This is a genomic window from Pantoea conspicua (assembly GCF_002095315.1).
In the GTDB taxonomy this organism is placed as follows: Bacteria; Pseudomonadota; Gammaproteobacteria; order Enterobacterales; family Enterobacteriaceae; genus Pantoea; species Pantoea conspicua.
Genome location: NZ_MLFN01000005.1, coordinates 109,565 through 131,156 on the forward strand (window position 1 = coordinate 109,565; position 21,592 = coordinate 131,156).

Here is a 21,592-nt window from a genome sequence, read left to right on the forward strand (position 1 = left end):
GGCCAGAAGGCCCCGTTTTTACATCTGAGCGATACTTACTTTTCCAGCTGCGAGTTAAATTCGCGCTCGGTATAACCGGTGTAGAGCTGACGTGGACGGGCGATTTTCATCCCTTCGTCGTGCATCTCTTTCCAGTGTGCAATCCAGCCAACGGTACGCGCCATCGCAAAGATAACAGTAAACATCGATGACGGGATACCCATCGCTTTCAGAATAATGCCAGAGTAGAAGTCGACGTTTGGATAGAGTTTACGCTCGATAAAGTACGGGTCGTTCAGCGCAATGTGTTCCAGCTCCATCGCCACTTCCAGCAGATCGTCCTTCATACCCAGCTCATTCAGCACTTCATGGCAGGTATCACGCATCACGGTCGCGCGCGGATCGTAGTTTTTGTAGACCCGGTGACCAAAGCCCATCAGGCGGAAAGAGTCATTTTTATCTTTAGCACGCTTCACAAATTCAGGAATGTGCTCAACGGTGCTGATCTCTTCCAGCATACGCAGGGTCGCTTCGTTCGCGCCGCCGTGCGCCGGTCCCCACAGGGAGGCGATGCCAGCCGCGATACAGGCAAACGGGTTCGCGCCCGAAGAGCCGGCGGTACGCACGGTTGAGGTTGAGGCGTTTTGCTCATGATCAGCATGCAGGATCAGGATACGGTCCATGGCGCGTTCCAGTACCGGGTTGACCTTGTACTCTTCGCACGGCGTGGCGAACATCATGTGCAGGAAGTTACCGGCATAAGAGAGGTCGTTACGCGGATAAACGAACGGCTGGCCGATGGAGTATTTGTAGCACATCGCGGCCATGGTCGGCATTTTAGAGAGCAGGCGGAACGCGGCGATTTCGCGGTGACGCTCATTGTTAACGTCCAGCGAATCGTGGTAAAACGCCGCCAGCGCGCCGGTCACGCCACACATCACCGCCATCGGGTGTGAATCACGACGGAAGCCGTGGAACAGACGGGTAATCTGCTCATGAATCATAGTATGACGGGTAACGGTGGTACGGAATTCTTCAAACTGCTTCTGATTTGGTGCTTCGCCATTCAGCAGGATGTAGCACACTTCCAGATAGTTGGAGTGGGTCGCCAGCTGGGAGATTGGGAAGCCACGATGCAACAGGATACCTTCATCACCATCAATAAAGGTGATTTTTGATTCACAGGATGCGGTAGAGGTGAAACCCGGATCGAAGGTAAACAGTCCACTGGAGCCGAGGGCGCGGACATCAACCACATCCTGGCCCAGCGTGCCTTGCAGCACATCCAGTTCAACGGACGTTTCATCTTGTAGGGTTAGCGTCACTTTTTTATCTGTCATTTTCGTCTCCATAGCGCCTTAGGCAGGTAAAGATCTTTAGACACCTGAAACGCGTTCATGTTGCGGTTGGCAAAACTTCACAGCATCACTCTGCTGTCTTATCACTGGTGCAGGGTACAGAGTGAGAGGCGCGTTCCCAGCAGGAACCGTAGAGCCATTGACATGCTGCATATCGCGGTTGTTAAAGATCCGGTCAGGACATAACTTCTTGGTAACCAATAACCTGATGCTTTTTAATGCTTACGTTCGCAATCTTACATAACTTGCGCTTAGGGGAAAGTGTATCCCCATAACTTTTGTGCATCATAGGAATTTGTAGCGTTAGTTTGTAACTGAATTGTTGAACTATTGTCAAATCAGATAATTAAAATTGTATCATTTGTGAAAATCGTGAGTAGGATCACTGTTCCACCTAAAATTTACCAAAGAGTTTGTAGGGGAATTGTAATCAGAATGTGATCCTCCTATACTCCTGCCAGGTCTCCGGAACACCCTGACACCAGGAGCCACCCAGCGTTTCTACCGCGTCAATTAACACTGGATGTTGCTTTTTTGGTGACGGTTAAAGTCTGCCACGCGTTGTGATTAGACTCCGCCTCAGGTCCGGAGGAAGCAAAATAAAAAAGAGCTGTGTGGGCAAAACCGTGAAAAAACAAAGACCTGTCAACTTGGATCTCTCGACGATCCGGTTTCCCGTTACTGCAATATCGTCCATTCTTCACCGCGTCTCCGGCGTAATCACTCTGGTTGCTCTTGGCATCCTGCTGTGGCTGCTCGGTCTCTCTCTCTCCTCTCCGGAAGGTTTCCAGCATGCTGCAACCATCATGGATGGCTTCTTCGCGAAGTTTATCATGTGGGGCATCTTAACAGCGCTGGCCTATCACGCGGTGAGCGGGATTCGTCATATGTTGATGGATTTTGGTTATCTGGCTGAAACCCTGCAGGTGGGTAAACGTTCAGCTTATATGACTTTTGTGATCACTGTCGTGCTGGCAATTCTGGCGGGAGTCCTCGTATGGTAAGCAATGCATCCGCGTTGGGTCGCAACGGCATCCAGGACTGGCTGCTGCTGCGGGCAACCGCAATTCTGATTACGCTCTACATCGTCTATATCCTCGGTTTTGTGGTGATGACTGACACGCTGACCTACGACCTGTGGCGTGGCTTCTTCGCTTCCGCATTCACCAAAGTGTTTACCTTGCTGACGCTGTTTTCCATTCTGATCCACGGCTGGATCGGCATGTGGCAGGTATTAACAGACTACGTCAAATCGCTGCCAACCCGCTTGTTGTTGCAGTTTGTGATTGTGGTGGCGCTGTTGTGGTATGCGATCTATGGATTTGTTGTGGTGTGGGGTGTGTAAATGAGTTTGCCAATCAGAGAGTTTGATGCCGTGGTGATCGGCGCAGGTGGCGCAGGAATGCGAGCCGCACTGCAAATCTCCCAGGCCGGCCAGAGCTGTGCCCTGTTATCTAAAGTTTTCCCGACCCGTTCCCACACCGTATCTGCGCAGGGCGGTATCACCGTCGCGCTGGGTAATACCCATGAAGATAACTGGGAATGGCACATGTACGACACCGTCAAAGGCTCCGACTATATCGGTGACCAGGACGCGATTGAATATATGTGTAAAACCGGCCCGGAAGCGATTCTTGAGCTGGAACACATGGGCCTGCCGTTCTCGCGTCTGGATGATGGTCGTGTCTATCAGCGTCCGTTCGGCGGCCAGTCGAAGAATTTCGGCGGCGAGCAGGCGGCACGTACTGCGGCGGCAGCGGACCGTACTGGTCACGCCCTGCTGCACACGCTTTACCAGCAGAACCTGAAAAATAAGACCACTATCTTTTCTGAGTGGTATGCGCTGGATCTGGTGAAAAATGCCGACGGCGCAGTGGTCGGCTGTACCGCGATTTGTATTGAAACCGGTGAAACCGTCTACTTCAAAGCCAAAGCCACCGTGCTGGCCACTGGCGGCGCGGGTCGTATCTACCAGTCCACTACCAATGCGCACATCAACACCGGTGACGGTGTAGGTATGGCGCTGCGCGCCGGTGTACCGGTGCAGGACATGGAGATGTGGCAGTTCCACCCAACCGGCATCGCCGGCGCTGGCGTGCTGGTGACCGAAGGCTGCCGTGGTGAAGGCGGTTATCTGCTGAATAAACATGGCGAGCGCTTCATGGAACGTTATGCGCCGAACGCCAAAGATCTGGCGGGCCGTGACGTGGTTGCGCGCTCGATGATGATCGAAATCCGTGAAGGTCGCGGCTGCGACGGTCCGTGGGGCCCGCACATTAAACTGAAGCTCGATCACCTGGGTAAAGAGGTGCTGGAGTCACGTCTGCCAGGCATCCTTGAGCTGTCGCGCACCTTTGCGCATGCCGACCCGATTAAAGAGCCGATCCCGGTGATCCCGACCTGTCACTATATGATGGGCGGCATTCCAACCAAAGTGACCGGACAGGCACTGCGGGTGAATGAGCAGGGCGAAGACGTGGTCATTCCGGGGCTGTTTGCGGTGGGCGAAATCGCCTGCGTATCGGTTCACGGTGCCAACCGTCTGGGCGGCAACTCGCTGCTCGACCTGGTGGTATTTGGCCGTGCGGCGGGTCTGCATCTGCTGGAAAGCATTCAGGAGCAGGGCGATCTGCGTGATGCCTCTGAAGATGAAATTGATGCGGCGATGGCGCGCTTCAACCGCTGGGAAAGCAACACCACCGGTGAAGACCCGGTTGAGATTCGCAAAGCACTGCAGCGTTGCATGCAGAATAACTTCTCGGTCTTCCGTGAAGGCGATGCCATGGCGCAGGGCCTGGAAGAGCTGAAAGTGATTCGTGAACGCCTGAAATCGGCGCGTCTGGATGACCGCTCACCAGACTTCAACACCCAGCGTATTGAGTGTCTGGAACTGGATAACCTGATGGAGACGGCATTTGCCACGGCGGTGGCGGCTAACTATCGCACCGAGAGCCGCGGTGCGCATAGTCGCTTCGACTTCCCGGATCGTGATGATGAAAACTGGCTGTGCCACAGTCTTTATGTCCCGGAAACCGAGAGCATGACGCGCCGTGAGGTGAACATGCAGCCGAAACTGCGCGCGGCCTTCCCGCCGAAAGTGCGTACCTACTAATTTCGGAGACGATGATGAGACTCGAGTTTTCAATTTATCGCTACAATCCAGAGGTCGATGACAAACCGCGGATGCAGGATTACAGCCTGGAAGCGGAAGATGGTCGCGACATGATGCTGCTGGACGCGCTGATCCGTCTGAAAGAGAAAGATCCGACGCTGGCGTTTCGTCGCTCCTGCCGTGAAGGCGTGTGCGGCTCTGACGGCCTCAATATGAACGGTAAAAACGGTCTGGCCTGTATCACGCCAGTCTCGGCGCTGGGCAACGGTAAACAGAAAATTGTTATCCGTCCGCTGCCCGGTTTACCGGTGGTGCGTGACCTGGTGGTAGACATGAGCCAGTTTTATGCACAATATGAGAAAATTAAGCCTTTCCTGTTGAATAATGGGGAAAATCCGCCGGCACGCGAGCATCTGCAATCGCCGGATGAGCGCGAACATCTGGATGGATTATACGAATGTATTCTCTGTGCCTGCTGCTCAACCTCATGCCCATCGTTCTGGTGGAACCCGGAGAAGTTCATCGGGCCTGCTGGCCTGCTGGCCGCGTACCGCTTCCTGATCGACAGCCGCGACACCGAAACCGATGCGCGTCTCGACAATCTGAACGACGCTTTCAGTGTATTCCGCTGTCACAGCATCATGAACTGTGTGAGCGTATGCCCGAAAGGGCTGAACCCGACGCGCGCCATCGGCCATATTAAGTCGATGCTGCTGCAACGCGGGGCATAAGCAACACACCATCCGGGAACCTCAGGTTCCCGGTGGTTTACGGAAGCCTCTGTAAGCGCGGTCGGGTACCACGTTTACAAAGGTTCCCTTACGGGCCACGCGCGCTGCGCACAGTGCTCGTATCGCTGAACTCACTACGGCAAACCGCGAAAGCGGTAACAAATGAAACCTCAAAAAAGCATAGCAATGCTTAAGGGATCACAATGCAGAACAGCGCGATGAAGCCCTGGCTGGACTCCTCCTGGCTGGCCGGCGCGAACCAGTCTTACATAGAGCAACTCTATGAGGATTTCCTGACCGATCCTGACTCTGTCGATGCAGTGTGGCGCTCGATGTTCCAACAGTTACCGGGCACCGGAATGAAACCTGAGCAGTTTCACTCCACCACACGTGAGTACTTCCGTCGCCTGGCGAAAGACGCATCTCGTTACACCTCATCAGTCTCCGATCCAGCAACCAACTCCAAGCAAGTGAAAGTGCTGCAGCTGATTAACGCGTTCCGATTCCGCGGCCATCAGCACGCCAATCTCGATCCGCTCGGCCTGTGGAAGCAGGATCGGGTCGCCGATCTGGATCCAGCCTTTCACGATCTGACCGACGCCGATTTTCAGGAAAGCTTTAACGTAGGTTCGTTTGCCATCGGCAAAGAGACCATGAAGCTGGCCGATCTGTTCGAGGCGCTGACCCAGACTTACTGTGGCTCGATTGGTGCTGAGTATATGCACATCAATAACACCGACGAGAAACGCTGGATTCAGCAGCGTCTTGAATCGGCGGTGGGCCATGCGTCATTCAGCAGCGAAGAGAAAAAAGGTTTCCTGAAAGAGCTGACCGCGGCAGAAGGTCTGGAAAAGTATCTCGGCGCTAAATTCCCGGGTGCCAAACGCTTCTCGCTGGAAGGCGGCGATGCGCTGGTGCCCATGCTGCGCGAAATGATTCGCCATGCCGGTAAAAGTGGTACCCGTGAAGTGGTACTGGGTATGGCGCACCGTGGTCGTCTCAACGTCCTGATCAACGTGCTGGGTAAAAAGCCGCAGGATCTGTTCGACGAGTTCGCCGGTAAGCATAAAGAGCACCTCGGCACCGGTGACGTGAAGTACCACATGGGCTTCTCGTCTGACGTCGAAACTGAAGGCGGCCTGGTCCACCTGGCGCTGGCGTTTAACCCGTCGCATCTCGAGATCGTCAGCCCGGTAGTGATGGGGTCAGTACGTGCCCGTCTTGACCGTCTGGAAGAGCCAAGCAGCAACAAAGTATTACCGATCACCATTCATGGTGATGCCGCTGTGATCGGCCAGGGCGTGGTGCAGGAAACCCTGAACATGTCTCAGGCGCGCGGTTATGAAGTGGGCGGTACCGTTCGCATCGTGATCAACAACCAGGTTGGCTTCACCACCTCCAACCCGAAAGATGCACGCTCAACGCCCTATTGCACCGACATCGGCAAAATGGTGCTGGCACCGATTTTCCACGTTAATGCCGATGACCCGGAAGCGGTGGCGTTTGTTACCCGTCTGGCGCTCGATTATCGCAACACCTTTAAACGTGATGTGTTTATCGATCTGGTCTGCTATCGCCGTCATGGTCACAACGAAGCGGATGAGCCGAGTGCGACCCAGCCGCTGATGTACCAGAAAATCAAAAAGCACCCGACGCCGCGTAAAATCTACGCTGATCGTCTGGAGAGCGAAGGGATTGCCACTCAGGAAGATGCGACCGAAATGGTCAATCTCTACCGCGATGCGCTGGATGCCGGCGAATGCGTGGTGCCGGAATGGCGTCCGATGAGCCTGCACTCCTTTACCTGGTCGCCTTACCTGAACCACGAGTGGGATGAGCCGTATCCGGCCCAGGTCGACATGAAACGTCTGAAGGAACTGGCGCTGCGTATCAGCCAGGTGCCGGAAGAGGTGGAAGTCCAGTCACGTGTGGCCAAGATCTACAACGATCGCCGACTGATGGCCGAAGGTGAAAAAGCCTTTGACTGGGGTGGCGCTGAAAACCTGGCCTACGCCACGCTGGTGGATGAAGGTATCCCGGTCCGCCTGTCGGGCGAAGATACCGGTCGCGGTACCTTCTTCCACCGTCACGCGGTGGTCCATAACCAGGCGAACGGCTCAACCTATACCCCGCTGCACCATGTGCACAGCGGTCAGGGCCAGTTCAAAGTCTGGGACTCCGTGCTGTCAGAAGAGGCAGTGCTGGCATTTGAATACGGTTATGCCACCGCAGAACCGCGTATCCTGACCATCTGGGAAGCGCAGTTTGGTGACTTCGCCAACGGTGCCCAGGTGGTGATCGACCAGTTCATCAGCTCCGGTGAGCAGAAATGGGGCCGGATGTGTGGTCTGGTGATGCTGCTGCCACACGGCTACGAAGGTCAGGGGCCTGAGCACTCCTCAGCACGCCTTGAGCGCTATCTGCAACTCTGCGCTGAGCAGAACATGCAGGTCTGCGTGCCGTCTACGCCGGCGCAGGTTTATCACATGCTGCGTCGTCAGGCGCTGCGCGGAATGCGTCGTCCACTGATTGTGATGTCGCCGAAATCGCTGCTGCGTCATCCGCTGGCGATCTCCACGCTGGATGAGCTGGCTAACGGCAGTTTCAAACCGGCGATTGGCGAAATCGACGATCTCGATCCGCAGGGCGTGAAACGCGTGGTGTTGTGCTCCGGTAAAGTCTATTACGACCTGCTGGAACAGCGCCGTAAAAACGAGCAGACCGATGTGGCTATCGTGCGCATCGAGCAGCTCTATCCGTTCCCGCATCAAGCGGTACAGGAAGCTTTAAAAGCGTATTCCCACGTGCAGGATTTTGTCTGGTGTCAGGAAGAGCCACTGAATCAGGGTGCATGGTACTGCAGTCAGCACCATTTCCGCGAAGTCGTGCCGTTTGGTGCCACCTTGCGTTATGCAGGCCGTCCGGCATCCGCTTCACCGGCCGTGGGTTACATGTCCGTACACCAAAAACAGCAGCAAGACCTGGTTAATGACGCGCTGAACGTTAATTAATTAAAAGGAAAGATAATGAGTAGCGTAGATATTCTCGTTCCCGACCTGCCTGAATCGGTTGCCGATGCCTCCGTGGCAACCTGGCATAAAAAACCAGGCGATGCAGTGACTCGCGATGAAGTGCTGGTTGAAATTGAAACTGACAAAGTGGTGCTGGAAGTGCCGGCATCGGCTGACGGCATCTTAGAAGCCGTGCTGGAAGATGAGGGCGCAACCGTCACTTCACGTCAGATCCTGGGCCGTCTGAAAGAGGGCAACAGCGGCGGTAAAGAGAGCAGCGCGAAGTCTGAAAGCAAAGAGTCGACTCCGGCTCAGCGTCAGACCGCATCCCTGGAAGAAGAGAGCAACGATGCGCTCAGCCCGGCCATTCGCCGTCTGATCGCGGAACACAATCTCGACGCTTCGCAGATTAAAGGCAGCGGTGTCGGTGGTCGACTGACCCGTGAAGATGTTGAAAAACATCTGGCCAATAAGCCTGCTGCGCCGAAAGCCGCTGCACCCGCCGCTGATAGCGCGCCGCAGTCTGCTGTGGCAAACCGCAGCGAAAAACGCGTGCCGATGACCCGTCTGCGTAAGCGTGTGGCTGAACGTCTGCTGGAAGCGAAAAACAGCACCGCCATGCTGACCACCTTCAACGAAGTCAACATGAAGCCGATCATGGATCTGCGTAAGCAGTACGGCGATGCCTTCGAGAAGCGTCACGGCGTGCGTCTGGGCTTTATGTCGTTCTACATTAAAGCGGTTGTTGAAGCGCTGAAACGCTATCCGGAAGTGAATGCTTCCATCGATGGCGAAGATGTGGTTTATCACAACTACTTCGACGTCAGCATTGCCGTCTCGACGCCACGCGGTCTGGTCACGCCAGTGCTGCGCGATGTTGATGCACTGAGCATGGCTGACATCGAGAAGAAAATTAAAGAACTGGCGGTGAAAGGCCGTGACGGCAAGCTGACGGTTGACGATCTGACCGGCGGTAACTTCACCATCACCAACGGCGGTGTGTTCGGTTCCCTGATGTCTACGCCGATCATCAACCCGCCACAGAGTGCCATCCTCGGCATGCACGCCATCAAAGATCGTCCGATGGCGGTCAATGGTCAGGTAGTGGTGCTGCCAATGATGTATCTGGCGCTCTCCTACGATCACCGTCTGATCGATGGCCGTGAATCTGTCGGCTACCTGGTTGCGGTGAAAGAGATGCTGGAAGACCCGGCGCGCCTGCTGCTGGATGTCTGATTTTCATCGGGCGCGCCTCGCCGCGCGCCCAACCTCTTTACTCTTTTCAGACCTGAATGGATAGAACATCATGAACTTACACGAATACCAGGCGAAACAACTGTTTGCACGGTATGGCATGCCAGCACCGACCGGTTACGCCTGTACTACACCACGTGAAGCGGAAGAAGCAGCCTCGAAAATTGGCGCAGGTCCGTGGGTAGTAAAATGTCAGGTTCATGCCGGTGGCCGCGGTAAAGCGGGCGGTGTGAAAGTGGTTAACAGCAAAGAAGAGATCCGTGCCTTTGCTGAAAACTGGCTGGGCAAACGCCTGGTGACCTACCAGACTGATGCCAATGGCCAGCCGGTAAACCAGATTCTGGTTGAAGCAGCGACCGACATCGATCAGGAGCTTTACCTGGGTGCCGTGGTCGATCGTGCAACGCGTCGCGTGATCTTCATGGCATCAACTGAAGGCGGCGTGGAAATCGAAAAAGTGGCGGAAGAGACCCCGCACCTGATCCACAAAATGGCGCTTGATCCGCTGACCGGTCCACAGCCTTATCAGGGCCGTGAGCTGGCTTTCAAACTGGGCTTATCCGGTAAGCTGGTGGGTCAGTTCACCAAGATCTTTATGGGTCTGGCGACGCTGTTCCTGGAGCGCGATCTGGCGATGGTTGAGATCAACCCGCTGGTGATCACTAAACAGGGCGATCTGATCTGTCTGGATGGCAAACTGGGCGCCGATGGCAATGCCCTGTTCCGTCAGCCTGAACTGCGCGAAATGCGCGATCCAAGCCAGGAAGATCCGCGTGAAGCCCATGCCACACAGTGGGAACTGAACTATGTTGCGCTGGAAGGCAACATCGGTTGTATGGTGAACGGCGCAGGTCTGGCGATGGGTACCATGGACATCGTTAAGCACCACGGCGGTCAGCCAGCCAACTTCCTTGATGTCGGCGGCGGCGCAACCAAAGAGCGCGTCACAGAAGCCTTCAAAATCATCCTGTCTGACGATGCAGTAAAAGCCGTATTCGTTAACATCTTCGGCGGTATCGTACGCTGTGACCTGATTGCCGACGGCATCATTGGCGCAGTGGCTGAAGTGGGTGTCAACGTGCCAGTTGTGGTACGTCTGGAAGGTAACAACGCCGAGCTGGGCGCCCAGAAACTGGCGGACAGCGGTCTGAACATCATTGCAGCAACCAGCCTGACAGACGCCGCACAGCGTGTTGTTGCTGCCGCGGAGGGTAAATAATGTCCATTCTGATCGACAAAAACACCAAAGTCATTTGCCAGGGTTTCACCGGTGGCCAGGGGACTTTTCATTCTGAACAGGCGCTGGCCTACGGCACCCAACTGGTTGGCGGCGTAACGCCAGGCAAAGGCGGCACCACCCATCTGGGCCTGCCGGTGTTCAACACCGTGCGTGAAGCCGTAGAAGCGACCGGCGCAACCGCCACTGTGATCTACGTGCCAGCCCCGTTCTGTAAAGATGGCATCCTTGAAGCGATCGATGCAGGCATCAAACTGATCATCACCATCACCGAAGGCATCCCGACGCTGGATATGCTGACTGTGAAAGTGAAGCTGGATGAAGCGGGCGTGCGAATGATCGGGCCAAACTGCCCAGGCGTGATCACCCCAGGCGAATGCAAAATCGGCATCATGCCGGGTCACATTCACCAGCCGGGCCGCGTGGGCATCGTCTCACGTTCAGGTACGCTGACCTATGAAGCGGTTAAGCAGACCACTGATATCGGTTACGGCCAGTCAACCTGCGTCGGCATCGGCGGCGACCCGATCCCGGGCTCTAACTTCATCGATATCCTGAAAATGTTCCAGGATGATCCACAGACCGAAGCGATCGTCATGATCGGTGAGATCGGTGGCAGCGCGGAAGAAGAAGCCGCGGCGTTCATCAAAGAGCACGTCACTAAGCCAGTGGTTGGTTACATCGCCGGTGTTACCGCGCCAAAAGGCAAGCGTATGGGCCATGCGGGTGCCATCATTGCCGGTGGTAAGGGCACAGCAGACGAGAAGTTTGCGGCACTGGAAGCGGCTGGCGTGAAAACCGTTCGTAGCCTGGCTGACATCGGTGATGCGGTGAAAGCGGTACTGCCAGCGAAATAAGCCGGACCGTTCAGATAAAAAAGCCACCTGCGGGTGGCTTTTTTTATGGCATTAAGCGGCCGCCAGGCCGTGACGTTGTTGAGCCGGATACCCCTCTGAATAACCACCCAAAAAACCGCCAACGTTAATTAAATAGGTCAAAGGTAATCTTTTTTAAATAATATTCAGCGCGACGATGACATCCTGATAACAAGAAACCTACCTGAACATATCTGGAAACTTATTACGTTAATCCAGATCAATTATCCGCAAGTTATAACCAACTATTCTGCTGGCAAAGCGCAACGCTAAAGGCGTAAATTGCGCTGCATCAATCCAGCCTTTTACACAAACTTTCAAACGTTTGCTCTGACCGGGGATGACACCCGCTTTTCTGTTGTTTCTGCTTACGTTGAAGATAGCGCTGCGTTGACACTCAGGGCTGCTTTACCCGTTATTCGCCAGCATCGGGTAGCTCATTTACCTGTTCTGCCGGGTATAAAAAACTGGAATTAATAAACAGTCGTTCCTGACTCAGATTACGCGCGTCGCTGTCACGCGCGTAACGAGATAATGCGAGGAGCAAGGAGTCATTATGTTAGATATCGTCGAGCTGTCGCGTTTACAGTTTGCCTTAACGGCGATGTACCATTTTCTGTTCGTGCCTTTAACGCTGGGTATGGCGTTTCTGCTGGCGATCATGGAGACGGTATACGTCCTGAGCGGCAAACAGATTTATAAAGATATGACCAAATTCTGGGGCAAGTTATTTGGTATTAACTTTGCGCTGGGTGTGGCTACCGGTCTGACGATGGAGTTTCAGTTCGGAACTAACTGGTCCTATTACTCTCACTACGTCGGCGATATTTTCGGTGCGCCGCTCGCCATTGAAGGCCTGATGGCGTTCTTCCTTGAATCCACCTTTGTCGGATTGTTCTTTTTTGGCTGGGATCGGCTGGGCAAAGTGCAGCATCTGGCGGTCACCTGGCTGGTGGCGCTCGGCTCAAACATGTCCGCGCTGTGGATTCTGGTGGCCAACGGCTGGATGCAGAATCCGATCGCCTCTGAATTCAACTTCGAAACCATGCGTATGGAGATGCTCAGCTTCTCCGAGCTGGTGCTGAACCCGGTCGCGCAGGTCAAATTCGTGCATACCGTGGCAGCCGGTTACACCACCGGTGCGATGTTTATTATGGGCATCAGCGCCTGGTACATGCTGAAAGGCCGTGACTTCGCCTTTGCTAAACGTTCGTTTGCTATCGCGGCCAGCTTTGGTATGGCGGCGGTGCTGTCGGTGATCGTGCTGGGCGATGAGTCCGGTTATGAGATGGGCGACGTGCAGAAAACCAAGCTGGCCGCGATTGAAGCGGAATGGGAAACCCAGCCCGCGCCCGCGTCATTTACCCTGTTTGGCCTGCCGGATCAGGAAACCCGCGAAAACAGATATGCCATTCAGATCCCGTGGCTGCTCGGCCTGATCGCAACCCGATCCACCGACACGCCGGTGACCGGTCTGAAAGATCTGATGGCGCAGCATGAAGTGCGTATCCGCAATGGCATGAAAGCTTACGCCTTGCTGAATGAACTGCGTGGCGGCAGCCAGGACCCGGCGGTACGCGATGCGTTCAACGCCCATAAACAGGATCTCGGCTACGGTCTGCTGCTGAAGCGTTATACCGACAACGTGGCAGATGCGACCGAAGCACAAATCCAGCAGGCGACGCAGGATTCCATCCCACGCGTGGCCCCGCTTTACTTCGCCTTCCGCATCATGGTTCTTTGTGGCGTGCTGCTGCTGGGCATTATCGCGCTGGCGTTCTGGAGTGTACTGCGTAACCGCATCGGTAAGAATCGCTGGTTACTGAAAGCGGCGCTGTTTGGTATTCCGCTACCCTGGATTGCTATCGAATCGGGCTGGTTTGTCGCCGAATATGGTCGTCAGCCCTGGGCGATAGGTGAGGTGCTGCCGACTGCGGTCGCCAACTCGTCGCTGACAACTGGCGATCTGCTGTTCTCAATGATCCTGATCTGCGGTCTCTACACGCTGTTCCTGATAGCTGAGATGTACCTGATGTTTAAATTTGCCCGCCTGGGGCCAAGCAGCCTGAAAAGCGGGCGTTACCATCATGAACAGATCACGGCGATGACCCAGCCGGTGCAGGGATAAGGAGAAGGATCATGTTTGATTATGAAGTACTGCGCTTTGTCTGGTGGCTGCTGATAGGCGTGCTGCTGATCGGCTTTGCGGTCGCGGATGGCTTTGATATGGGCGTCGGGATGCTGACGCGCTTTCTGGGCCGTAACGATACCGAACGCCGCATCATGATTAACTCGATTGCGCCACACTGGGATGGTAATCAGGTGTGGCTGATTACGGCGGGCGGTGCGCTGTTTGCTGCCTGGCCGATGGTCTATGCGGCCGCGTTTTCCGGCTTCTATGTGGCGATGATTCTGGTGCTCGCCTCGCTGTTCTTCCGTCCGGTGGGTTTCGATTACCGCTCGAAGATTGAAGACAACCGCTGGCGCGGTGCCTGGGACTGGGGCATCTTCATTGGCAGCTTTGTGCCACCGCTGGTGATTGGCGTGGCGTTCGGTAACCTGTTGCAGGGCGTGCCGTTCCATGCCGATGAATATCTGCGCCTGTTCTACACCGGTAATTTCTTCCAGCTGCTGAACCCGTTTGGTCTGCTGGCAGGCGTGGTCAGCGTGGCGATGATTCTGGCACAGGGCGCCACCTATCTGCAGATGCGCACCACCGGTGAACTGCACCTGCGGTCACGCGCGGCGGCACAACTTGCTGCACTGGTGATGATGGTCTGCTTCGTGCTGGCGGGTGTCTGGGTCAGATATGGTATTGATGGCTATGTGGTGACCAGCGCAATGGATCACTTCGCTGCCTCTAATCCGCTGGGTAAAACCGTGGTGCGCGAAGCGGGTGCCTGGATGGTCAACTTCCAGACCCATCCTGTGCTGTGGCTGTTCCCGTTGCTGGGCGCTGTGCTGCCGCTGCTGACCATACTCTGCTCACGGGTTGAGAAGGGCGCCTGGGCGTTCCTGTTCTCTTCTCTGACGCTGGCCTGCGTCATCATGACCGCCGGTATCGCCATGTTCCCGTTCATCATGCCATCCAGCACGGTGCCGGGTATCAGCCTGACGATGTGGGATGCCACCTCCAGCCTGTTAACCCTGCGAATTATGACCGTCGCCGCGGTGATCTTTGTGCCCATCATTCTTGCCTACACCAGCTGGTGTTACTGGAAAATGTTTGGCCGCATCACCAAAGAGCACATTGAAAGCAACAGTCACTCACTCTACTGATTAAGGAGACGACGCATGTGGTATTTTGCCTGGATTCTTGGCACCTTGCTGGCCTGTGCCTTTGGTATCGTCACCGCACTGGCGATTGAGCATGTCGATGCGCAGGATGAGACACACTGATGCGCACCGTGATTCAGACGCTCTATCGTCTGATGGATAAGGGCCCGTTGCGGGCCCTTTCGCTACTGCTGGCGCTGATTACGGCCGGCGGCGTGCTGTGGGACCCGACGCGCTTTGCCGACCACGCAGGCAGGTTGCCTGCGCTGCAGGCAATGGTGCTGATCTGGGCGATCTGCTGCGGCGTAATCCACGGCGTAGGTTTCCGGCCACGGCTTACTCTATGGCAGGCGCTGTTTTCTCCCTTACCGGCAATGATCGTGCTGTTTATCGCGCTTTATCGCTTTTACGCTTAATCTCCCGCCACATCGACGCTGTAAGTGAGTTTTTGTCAGCGTCCGGTCAGGAAATCTCCCTGAAATCGTTCCGTTTGTTTCGGCGCGATAATTATTTTCGCCTGGCTCTGGCGACCCATTCCAAACCCGATTTGTCTTGCGTATAGTAGCAACGTTTAAAACGAGGCCGGGATGTAGAGTGAGTACAACGCTGTTTCGCTGGCCGGTTCGGGTCTACTACGAAGATACTGATGCCGGTGGCGTGGTTTATCACGCCAGCTATATCGCTTTTTATGAACGAGCACGTACCGAAATGTTGCGTCAGCACCATTTCAATCAGCAGACGCTGTTAGAACAGCAGGTCGCTTTTGTGGTGCGGCGCATGACGGTGGACTATCTGGCCGCAGCGCGTCTTGATGACCTTCTGGAGATCCAGAGTGAGGTGACATCAATGACCCGGGCGACCATGACGTTTACCCAGCGTATCGTGAATGCTGAAGGCAAAGTGCTCAATGAGGCAGACGTCCTGATTGCCTGCATTAACCCACATCTGATGAAGCCGATTGCGCTTCCCAAGTCTATTGTCGCGGAGTTCAAGCAGTGACTGACATGAACATTCTTGATTTGTTCCTGAAGGCGAGCCTTCTGGTCAAACTTATCATGTTGATTTTGATCGGCTTTTCGATTGCCTCCTGGGCGATCATTATTCAGCGTACGCGTATTCTCAACGCAGCGGGACGGGAAGCGGAGGCGTTTGAAGACAAGTTCTGGTCCGGCATCGAACTCTCTCGTCTCTATCAGGAGAGCCAGGGCCGTCGTGATGAACTCGCCGGGTCGGAGCAGATTTTTTACTCTGGCTTCAAGGAGTTTGCCCGTCTGCATCGCGCGAATAACCACGCTCCTGAAGCTGTCATTGAGGGCGCGAGCCGGGCAATGCGCATCTCGATGAACCGTGAGCTGGAGGCGCTGGAAAACCACATTCCTTTCCTCGGCACCGTTGGCTCCATCAGTCCCTATATCGGTCTGTTTGGCACCGTCTGGGGGATCATGCATGCCTTTATCGCGCTGGGCGCGGTGAAGCAGGCGACCCTGCAAATGGTGGCACCGGGTATTGCTGAAGCGCTGATCGCCACGGCGATCGGTCTGTTTGCGGCGATCCCGGCGGTGATGGCCTATAACCGACTGAACCAGCGCGTGAATAAACTGGAGCAGGGCTATGACAACTTCATGGAAGAGTTCACCGCCATTCTGCATCGCCAGGCTTTTTCCAGCGATAGCGCTAAGTAAATAGAGGTTAATGATGGCCAGAGTACGTGGTCGCAAACGCCGCGACCTGAAGTCGGAAATCAACATCGTTCCGCTACTGGACGTCCTGTTGGTGCTGTTGCTGATCTTCATGGCGACGGCGCCCATTATTACCCAGAGCGTAGAAGTGGACCTGCCTGATGCCACCGATTCGAAAACCGTCGCCAGTGACGATAACCCGCCGGTGATTGTCGAAGTGGCGGGTGTCGGTCAGTACAGTCTGGTGGTCGATCATGATCGTATGGATCAGCTGCCACCGGAGCAGGTCATCAGCGAAGCGCAGCGTCGACTGGAAGCGAATCCAAAGACCGTCTTTTTGATCGGGGGTGCGAAAGAAGTGCCTTACGACGAAATTATTAAAGCGCTCAACCTGCTGCACCAGGCGGGTGTTAAATCTGTCGGTTTGATGACGCAGCCGATTTAAAATCGAACCGTTTTTTGGGAACCGAGTGTGTCGAAGGCAACCGAGCAAAACGAGAAGTTAAAGCGCGCGATAATCATTTCGGTGATTCTGCACATCGTGCTGATCGCGCTGCTGATATGGAGCTCGTTTAATGAGCACATTGACGCCAGCAGTGCCGGCGGCGGCGGCAGCGATATTGATGCTGTGATGGTCGATCCCGGTGCGGTAGTGAGTCAATACAACCGTCAGCAGAACCAGCAGAGCGACAGCCAGCGCGCTGAACAGCAGCGTAAAAAGCAGGCGCAGCAGCAGGCCGAAGAGCTGCAACAGAAACAGGCCGCTGAGCAGCAGCGTCTGAAAGCGCTGGAGAAAGAGCGTCTGGAAGCGCAGGAAAACGCGAAAGAGCAGGCGAAGCAGCAGGCTGAGCAGCAGAAAGCGGCAGAAGAGGCCGCTAAGCAGGCGCAGGAGCAGCAAAAAACCGCGGAAGCTGCCGCAGCGAAAGCTAAAGCGGACGCCAAAGCCCAGGCGGATGCGCAGGCCAAAGCGGCGGCTGAACAGGCGAAACAGGCCGCCGCTGAGGCGAAGAAACAGGCCGATCAGCAGGCCAAAGCGGCCGCTGCCGCGGCGGCAAAAGAGAAAGCCGTAGCCGAAGCGAAAGCGAAGTCAGACGCCGAGGCGAAAGCTACCGCAGACGCCAAAGCGAAAGCCGCGGCTGATGCGAAAGCCAAAGCGGCTGAAGAAGCCAAAGAGAAGGCTGCTGAAGCGGCTAAAGCGAAAGCCGAAGCCGCTAAAGAGAAAGCAGAAGCAGCCGCCAAAGCCAAAGCGGAAGCCGCTGCGAAAGCTAAAGCAGACGCGGCCAAAGAGAAAGCGGAAGCCGCTGCGAAAGCCAAAGCGGACGCAGCCGCCAAAGCCAAAGCCGATGCCGCAGCAAAAGCCAAAGCCGATGCGAAAGCGAAAGCCGCTGCGGATGCCGCCAATGACAGCGATGTTGATGACCTGCTAGGCGGACTCGCCTCCGGTAAGAATGCGCCGAAAAGTGGCACTTCTGGCGGCGCAGCAGGTCAGGGTAAACAGAAAAAATCGGGCGCATCAGGTGCAGATATCAGCAATTATGCGGGTCAAATCCAGGACGCAGTAAAAAGCAAGTTTTACGATTGGGAAAGCTTTAAAGGCCGTACCTGTACCTTGCGGATCAAGTTGGCACCAGATGGAATGTTAATCGACGCAAAAACTGAAGGCGGAGATCCCGCTTTGTGCCAGGCGGCATTGGCAGCAGCGCGTCAGGCGCGTTTTCCTAAGCCGCCTAGTCAGGATGTTTATGAGGTGTTCCGCAACGCACCTCTGGATTTTAAACCGCAATAATGCAGTATCTGACGGCAAGTTGATCTAAGGTTAGCTTGCCGTAGTTAAGTTGTACTCATGGTTTCCAGGAACAGTGCCAATTATCTTGGACTGAGGTTCAGATAAGGGAGATAAAATGAAGCAAGCTCTTCGCGTTACGTTAGGCTTTTTTATCCTGCTGTGGGCAGCCGTGCTGCATGCAGAAGTTCGTATTGAGATCACCCAGGGCGTGAATACCGCACGCCCGATTGGCGTGGTACCGTTTAAATGGGCCGGTGCTGGCGCCGCGCCAGAAGATATCGGTGGCATTGTGGCGGCTGACCTGCGCAACAGCGGTAAATTTAATCCGCTCGATCGCTCGCGTCTGCCACAGCAGCCAACCAGCGCGCAGGAAGTTCAGCCTGCCGCCTGGAGCGCACTGGGCATTGATTCCATCGTTGTCGGTCAGGTGCAGTCTAACCCGGATGGCAGCTATCAGGTCTCTTACCAGCTCGTCGATACCGGCGGTGCGCCAGGTACCGTCCTGGCACAGAACTCCTTCAAGGTGACCAAACAGTGGCTGCGCTATGCTGCGCACACCGCCAGTGACGAAACCTTTCAGAAGCTGACCGGTATTAAAGGCGCTTTCCGCACCCGTATCGCCTATGTAGTGCAGACCAACGGCGGCCAGTTCCCGTATGAACTGCGCGTGGCGGATTACGATGGCTACAACCAGTTTGTGGTTCACCGTTCACCGCAGCCGCTGATGTCACCAGCCTGGTCGCCAGATGGCAGCAAAGTGGCTTACGTGACCTTTGAAAGCGGCAAGTCAGCGCTGGTGGTGCAGACGCTCTCCAACGGTGCTGTGCGCCAGGTCGCCTCTTATCCGCGTCACAACGGTGCGCCGGCGTTCTCGCCAGATGGCTCAAAACTGGCTTTTGCCCTGTCTAAAACCGGTAGCCTCAACCTCTACGTCATGGATTTGGCATCCGGTCAGACTCGTCAGGTGACCGATGGCCGTTATAACAGCACCGAACCGACCTGGTTCCCGGACAGCCAGACGTTGGCTTACACCTCGGATCAGGCGGGTGCGCCGCAGATTTACAAAGTAGGTCTCAACGGTGGCACGCCACAGCGTATTACCTGGGAAGGCGGTCAGAACCAGGATGCGGATGTGGCTACCGATGGAAAATCAATGGTGATGATCAGCACCAGTGGCGGTGCTCAACACGTCGCCAAACAGGATCTGGAAACGGGAGCCGTTCAAACGTTAACGGACACGTTCCTGGATGAAACGCCGAGCCTGGCACCAAACGGCACAATGGTAATCTATAGCTCTACTCAGGGGATGGGTTCCGTGCTGCAGCTGGTTTCAACCGACGGCCGTTTCAAAGCGCGTCTTCCGGCAACTGATGGACAGGTAAAATTTCCTGCCTGGTCGCCGTATCTGTAATGTCTGACTTAACAGACATCACAAACAATAAACAATAATGGGATTTTTGAAATGCAACTGAACAAAGTGCTGAAGGGTTTGATGCTGGCTCTGCCGGTTCTGGCAGTAGCGGCTTGTAGCTCACACAAAAACAACAACAATGACCAGACTGGCATGGGCGCTGATGGCGCTTACGGTGCAAACTCTGGCATGAACGGCAACGGCGGCAACATGTCTTCTGACGAGCAGGCGCGTCTGCAGATGCAGCAGCTGCAGCAGAACAACATCGTCTACTTCGGTCTGGACAAATATGACGTTCAGTCTGATTACGCACAGATGCTGGATCAGCATGCTGCCTTCCTGCGTAGCAACCCATCTTACAAAGTGACCATTGAAGGTCACGCGGATGAGCGCGGTACGCCGGAATACAACATCGCCCTGGGCGAACGTCGCGCCAGCGCGGTGAAAATGTATCTGCAAGGCAAAGGCGTCTCTGCCGATCAGATGTCTATCGTTTCTTACGGTAAAGAGAAGCCAGCGGTTCTGGGTCATGACGAAGCGGCTTATTCTAAAAACCGTCGTGCCGTACTGGTCTACTAAGAGAATCACATGGTTAGTAACTTCAGACATCATCTGTTGAGTCTGTCGTTACTGATTGGCGTAGCGGCCCCCTGGGCCGCTAATGCCCAAGCGTCAATCAGTAGCGTTGGCTCCGGCTCGGTCGAAGACCGTGTCACCACTCTTGAACGAATCTCCAATGCCCAGGCACAGCTGATGCAACAACTGCAGCAGCAGATGAGCGATAACCAGCGTGATATCGACTCGCTGCGTGGGCAAATCCAGCAAAACTCGTATCAGCTGAATCAGGTCGTCGAACGTCAGAAGCAGCTCTATCAGCAGATCGACAGCCTGAGCAGCAGTAACAGCGGCGGCGCGCAGTCAGCGGCCGGTAGCGATGCCTCAGCCGGTGCAGCTGCTACCACCGACGCGGGTGCTGCTGCCACTGACAGCGCACCGACGCAGAGCGGTGATGCAAACAGTGATTACAATGCGGCAGTTGCGCTGATTCTGGAGAAGAAACAGTACGACCAGGCGATCACTGCGCTGCAGGCGTGGGTAAAACGTTACCCTGATTCGACCTATCAGCCGAACGCCAATTACTGGCTGGGACAGCTGAACTACAACAAAGGCAAAAAGGACGACGCGGCCTATTATTACGCCACGGTGGTGAAAAACTATCCGAAGTCGCCGAAAGCCGCAGAGGCGTTATTGAAAGTGGGCGTCATCATGCAGGAGAAAAACGACACGGCGAAAGCCAAAGCGGTTTTCCAGCAGGTGATCAAACTTTATCCCAATACCGATTCTGCAAAACAGGCGCAAAAACGTCTGGCAGGAATGTAATCTGTACGGTTCAGACCGGATATCGTGTGATTTCTGGTCTTGCCGTATGAAAGGTAAGCAAACGACGCTTTTAGCAGAAATAAGGGTTGCGCTACCTCAGTAAATCAGTAATATATGCCGCCGTTGCCGGGAGACATTGTTAAATTGGAAATGTGCCTGGTAAGCCTGAAGATGGGTCGTTAGCTCAGTTGGTAGAGCAGTTGACTTTTAATCAATTGGTCGCAGGTTCGAATCCTGCACGACCCACCATCTCCGGTCAGACGCGTTGTTATCTTTGCGCCCTTTCAGGAAATAACCTTCAGCATTGCTTCACAACCTAAGATGGGTCGTTAGCTCAGTTGGTAGAGCAGTTGACTTTTAATCAATTGGTCGCAGGTTCGAATCCTGCACGACCCACCATCTTGTTTCAGGCGCCCGGCGCAATGAAAGGTTGTAAGCCCCAGCGGGTCGTTAGCTCAGTTGGTAGAGCAGTTGACTTTTAATCAATTGGTCGCAGGTTCGAA

General features: G+C 55.1%; 20 protein-coding genes and 2 tRNA genes. 21 read left to right on the forward strand and 1 reads right to left on the reverse strand.

Features of this window, described 5'->3' with window-relative positions:
• Positions 1-35: 35 nt before the first annotated feature.
• Positions 36-1,319 (reverse strand): citrate synthase, encoded by a 1,284-nt coding sequence (locus HA41_RS03865; protein WP_031374820.1) that lies wholly within the window; start codon positions 1,317-1,319, stop codon positions 36-38.
• A 632-nt stretch (positions 1,320-1,951) separates the two neighbouring features.
• Here HA41_RS03865 and sdhC point away from each other — a divergent pair.
• From sdhC to HA41_RS03970, 21 genes are all read left to right on the forward strand, one after another.
• Positions 1,952-2,341: a succinate dehydrogenase cytochrome b556 subunit gene (gene sdhC, locus HA41_RS03870; RefSeq protein ID WP_046288454.1), complete on the forward strand. Its 390-nt coding sequence runs from the start codon at positions 1,952-1,954 to the stop codon at positions 2,339-2,341.
• On the forward strand, positions 2,335-2,682 hold the full coding sequence (sdhD, locus tag HA41_RS03875; protein ID WP_009091417.1) for a succinate dehydrogenase membrane anchor subunit: 348 nt from the start codon (positions 2,335-2,337) through the stop codon (positions 2,680-2,682). Before sdhC ends, sdhD begins: the two co-directional genes overlap by 7 nt.
• Positions 2,683-4,449 carry a succinate dehydrogenase flavoprotein subunit gene (gene sdhA, locus HA41_RS03880; RefSeq protein ID WP_094119671.1) on the forward strand — a complete coding sequence of 589 codons (1,767 nt, stop codon included), beginning with the start codon at positions 2,683-2,685 and terminating at the stop codon, positions 4,447-4,449.
• Between the two features lie 14 nt (positions 4,450-4,463).
• A complete protein-coding gene (locus HA41_RS03885; protein ID WP_031374824.1) occupies positions 4,464-5,180 on the forward strand; it encodes a succinate dehydrogenase iron-sulfur subunit in 717 nt (238 codons plus the stop codon).
• Positions 5,181-5,383: 203 nt separating this feature from the next.
• Positions 5,384-8,191 (forward strand): 2-oxoglutarate dehydrogenase E1 component, encoded by a 2,808-nt coding sequence (gene sucA, locus HA41_RS03890; RefSeq protein ID WP_094119672.1) that lies wholly within the window; start codon positions 5,384-5,386, stop codon positions 8,189-8,191.
• A gap of 15 nt (positions 8,192-8,206) precedes the next feature.
• Entirely contained in the window at positions 8,207-9,427 is a 1,221-nt protein-coding gene (gene odhB / locus HA41_RS03895; protein ID WP_094119673.1) for a 2-oxoglutarate dehydrogenase complex dihydrolipoyllysine-residue succinyltransferase, read from the forward strand.
• A 70-nt stretch (positions 9,428-9,497) separates the two neighbouring features.
• A complete protein-coding gene (gene sucC / locus HA41_RS03900) occupies positions 9,498-10,664 on the forward strand; it encodes an ADP-forming succinate--CoA ligase subunit beta (protein ID WP_046288453.1) in 1,167 nt (388 codons plus the stop codon).
• Positions 10,664-11,539 carry a succinate--CoA ligase subunit alpha gene (sucD, locus tag HA41_RS03905; protein WP_021508535.1) on the forward strand — a complete coding sequence of 292 codons (876 nt, stop codon included), beginning with the start codon at positions 10,664-10,666 and terminating at the stop codon, positions 11,537-11,539. The genes sucC and sucD overlap by 1 nt, the downstream gene beginning before the upstream one ends.
• Positions 11,540-12,113: 574 nt before the next feature.
• Positions 12,114-13,685, forward strand: coding sequence for a cytochrome ubiquinol oxidase subunit I (cydA, locus tag HA41_RS03910; RefSeq protein WP_094119674.1), 1,572 nt, complete (start codon positions 12,114-12,116; stop codon positions 13,683-13,685).
• A gap of 11 nt (positions 13,686-13,696) precedes the next feature.
• The gene (cydB, locus tag HA41_RS03915; RefSeq protein WP_094119675.1) at positions 13,697-14,836 is read left to right on the forward strand and encodes a cytochrome d ubiquinol oxidase subunit II; all 1,140 of its coding nucleotides are present in this window, start codon (positions 13,697-13,699) and stop codon (positions 14,834-14,836) included.
• Positions 14,837-14,851: 15 nt separating this feature from the next.
• Positions 14,852-14,956, forward strand: a complete 105-nt coding sequence (cydX, locus tag HA41_RS03920; protein WP_094119676.1) for a cytochrome bd-I oxidase subunit CydX — start codon at positions 14,852-14,854, stop codon at positions 14,954-14,956.
• Entirely contained in the window at positions 14,956-15,249 is a 294-nt protein-coding gene (gene ybgE, locus HA41_RS03925; RefSeq protein WP_094119677.1) for a cyd operon protein YbgE, read from the forward strand. The genes cydX and ybgE overlap by 1 nt, the downstream gene beginning before the upstream one ends.
• Positions 15,250-15,427: 178 nt before the next feature.
• The gene (gene ybgC, locus HA41_RS03930) at positions 15,428-15,832 is read left to right on the forward strand and encodes a tol-pal system-associated acyl-CoA thioesterase (protein WP_094119678.1); all 405 of its coding nucleotides are present in this window, start codon (positions 15,428-15,430) and stop codon (positions 15,830-15,832) included.
• Positions 15,829-16,515 (forward strand): Tol-Pal system protein TolQ, encoded by a 687-nt coding sequence (gene tolQ, locus HA41_RS03935; RefSeq protein WP_031374831.1) that lies wholly within the window; start codon positions 15,829-15,831, stop codon positions 16,513-16,515. The genes ybgC and tolQ overlap by 4 nt, the downstream gene beginning before the upstream one ends.
• A gap of 13 nt (positions 16,516-16,528) precedes the next feature.
• Positions 16,529-16,957, forward strand: coding sequence for a colicin uptake protein TolR (tolR, locus tag HA41_RS03940; protein ID WP_010260764.1), 429 nt, complete (start codon positions 16,529-16,531; stop codon positions 16,955-16,957).
• Between the two features lie 27 nt (positions 16,958-16,984).
• A complete protein-coding gene (tolA, locus tag HA41_RS03945) occupies positions 16,985-18,298 on the forward strand; it encodes a cell envelope integrity protein TolA (RefSeq protein WP_094119679.1) in 1,314 nt (437 codons plus the stop codon).
• 115 nt (positions 18,299-18,413) lie between these two features.
• A complete protein-coding gene (gene tolB / locus HA41_RS03950) occupies positions 18,414-19,709 on the forward strand; it encodes a Tol-Pal system beta propeller repeat protein TolB (protein WP_094119680.1) in 1,296 nt (431 codons plus the stop codon).
• Positions 19,710-19,760: 51 nt separating this feature from the next.
• The gene (gene pal / locus HA41_RS03955; RefSeq protein WP_031374834.1) at positions 19,761-20,288 is read left to right on the forward strand and encodes a peptidoglycan-associated lipoprotein Pal; all 528 of its coding nucleotides are present in this window, start codon (positions 19,761-19,763) and stop codon (positions 20,286-20,288) included.
• 9 nt (positions 20,289-20,297) lie between these two features.
• Complete coding sequence (gene cpoB, locus HA41_RS03960) at positions 20,298-21,089, forward strand: cell division protein CpoB (protein WP_094119681.1); 792 nt, start codon at positions 20,298-20,300, stop codon at positions 21,087-21,089.
• A gap of 173 nt (positions 21,090-21,262) precedes the next feature.
• Positions 21,263-21,338, forward strand: a tRNA-Lys gene (locus tag HA41_RS03965).
• A gap of 74 nt (positions 21,339-21,412) precedes the next feature.
• Positions 21,413-21,488 (forward strand) — tRNA-Lys (locus HA41_RS03970).
• The last annotated feature ends 104 nt before the right edge of the window (positions 21,489-21,592 follow it).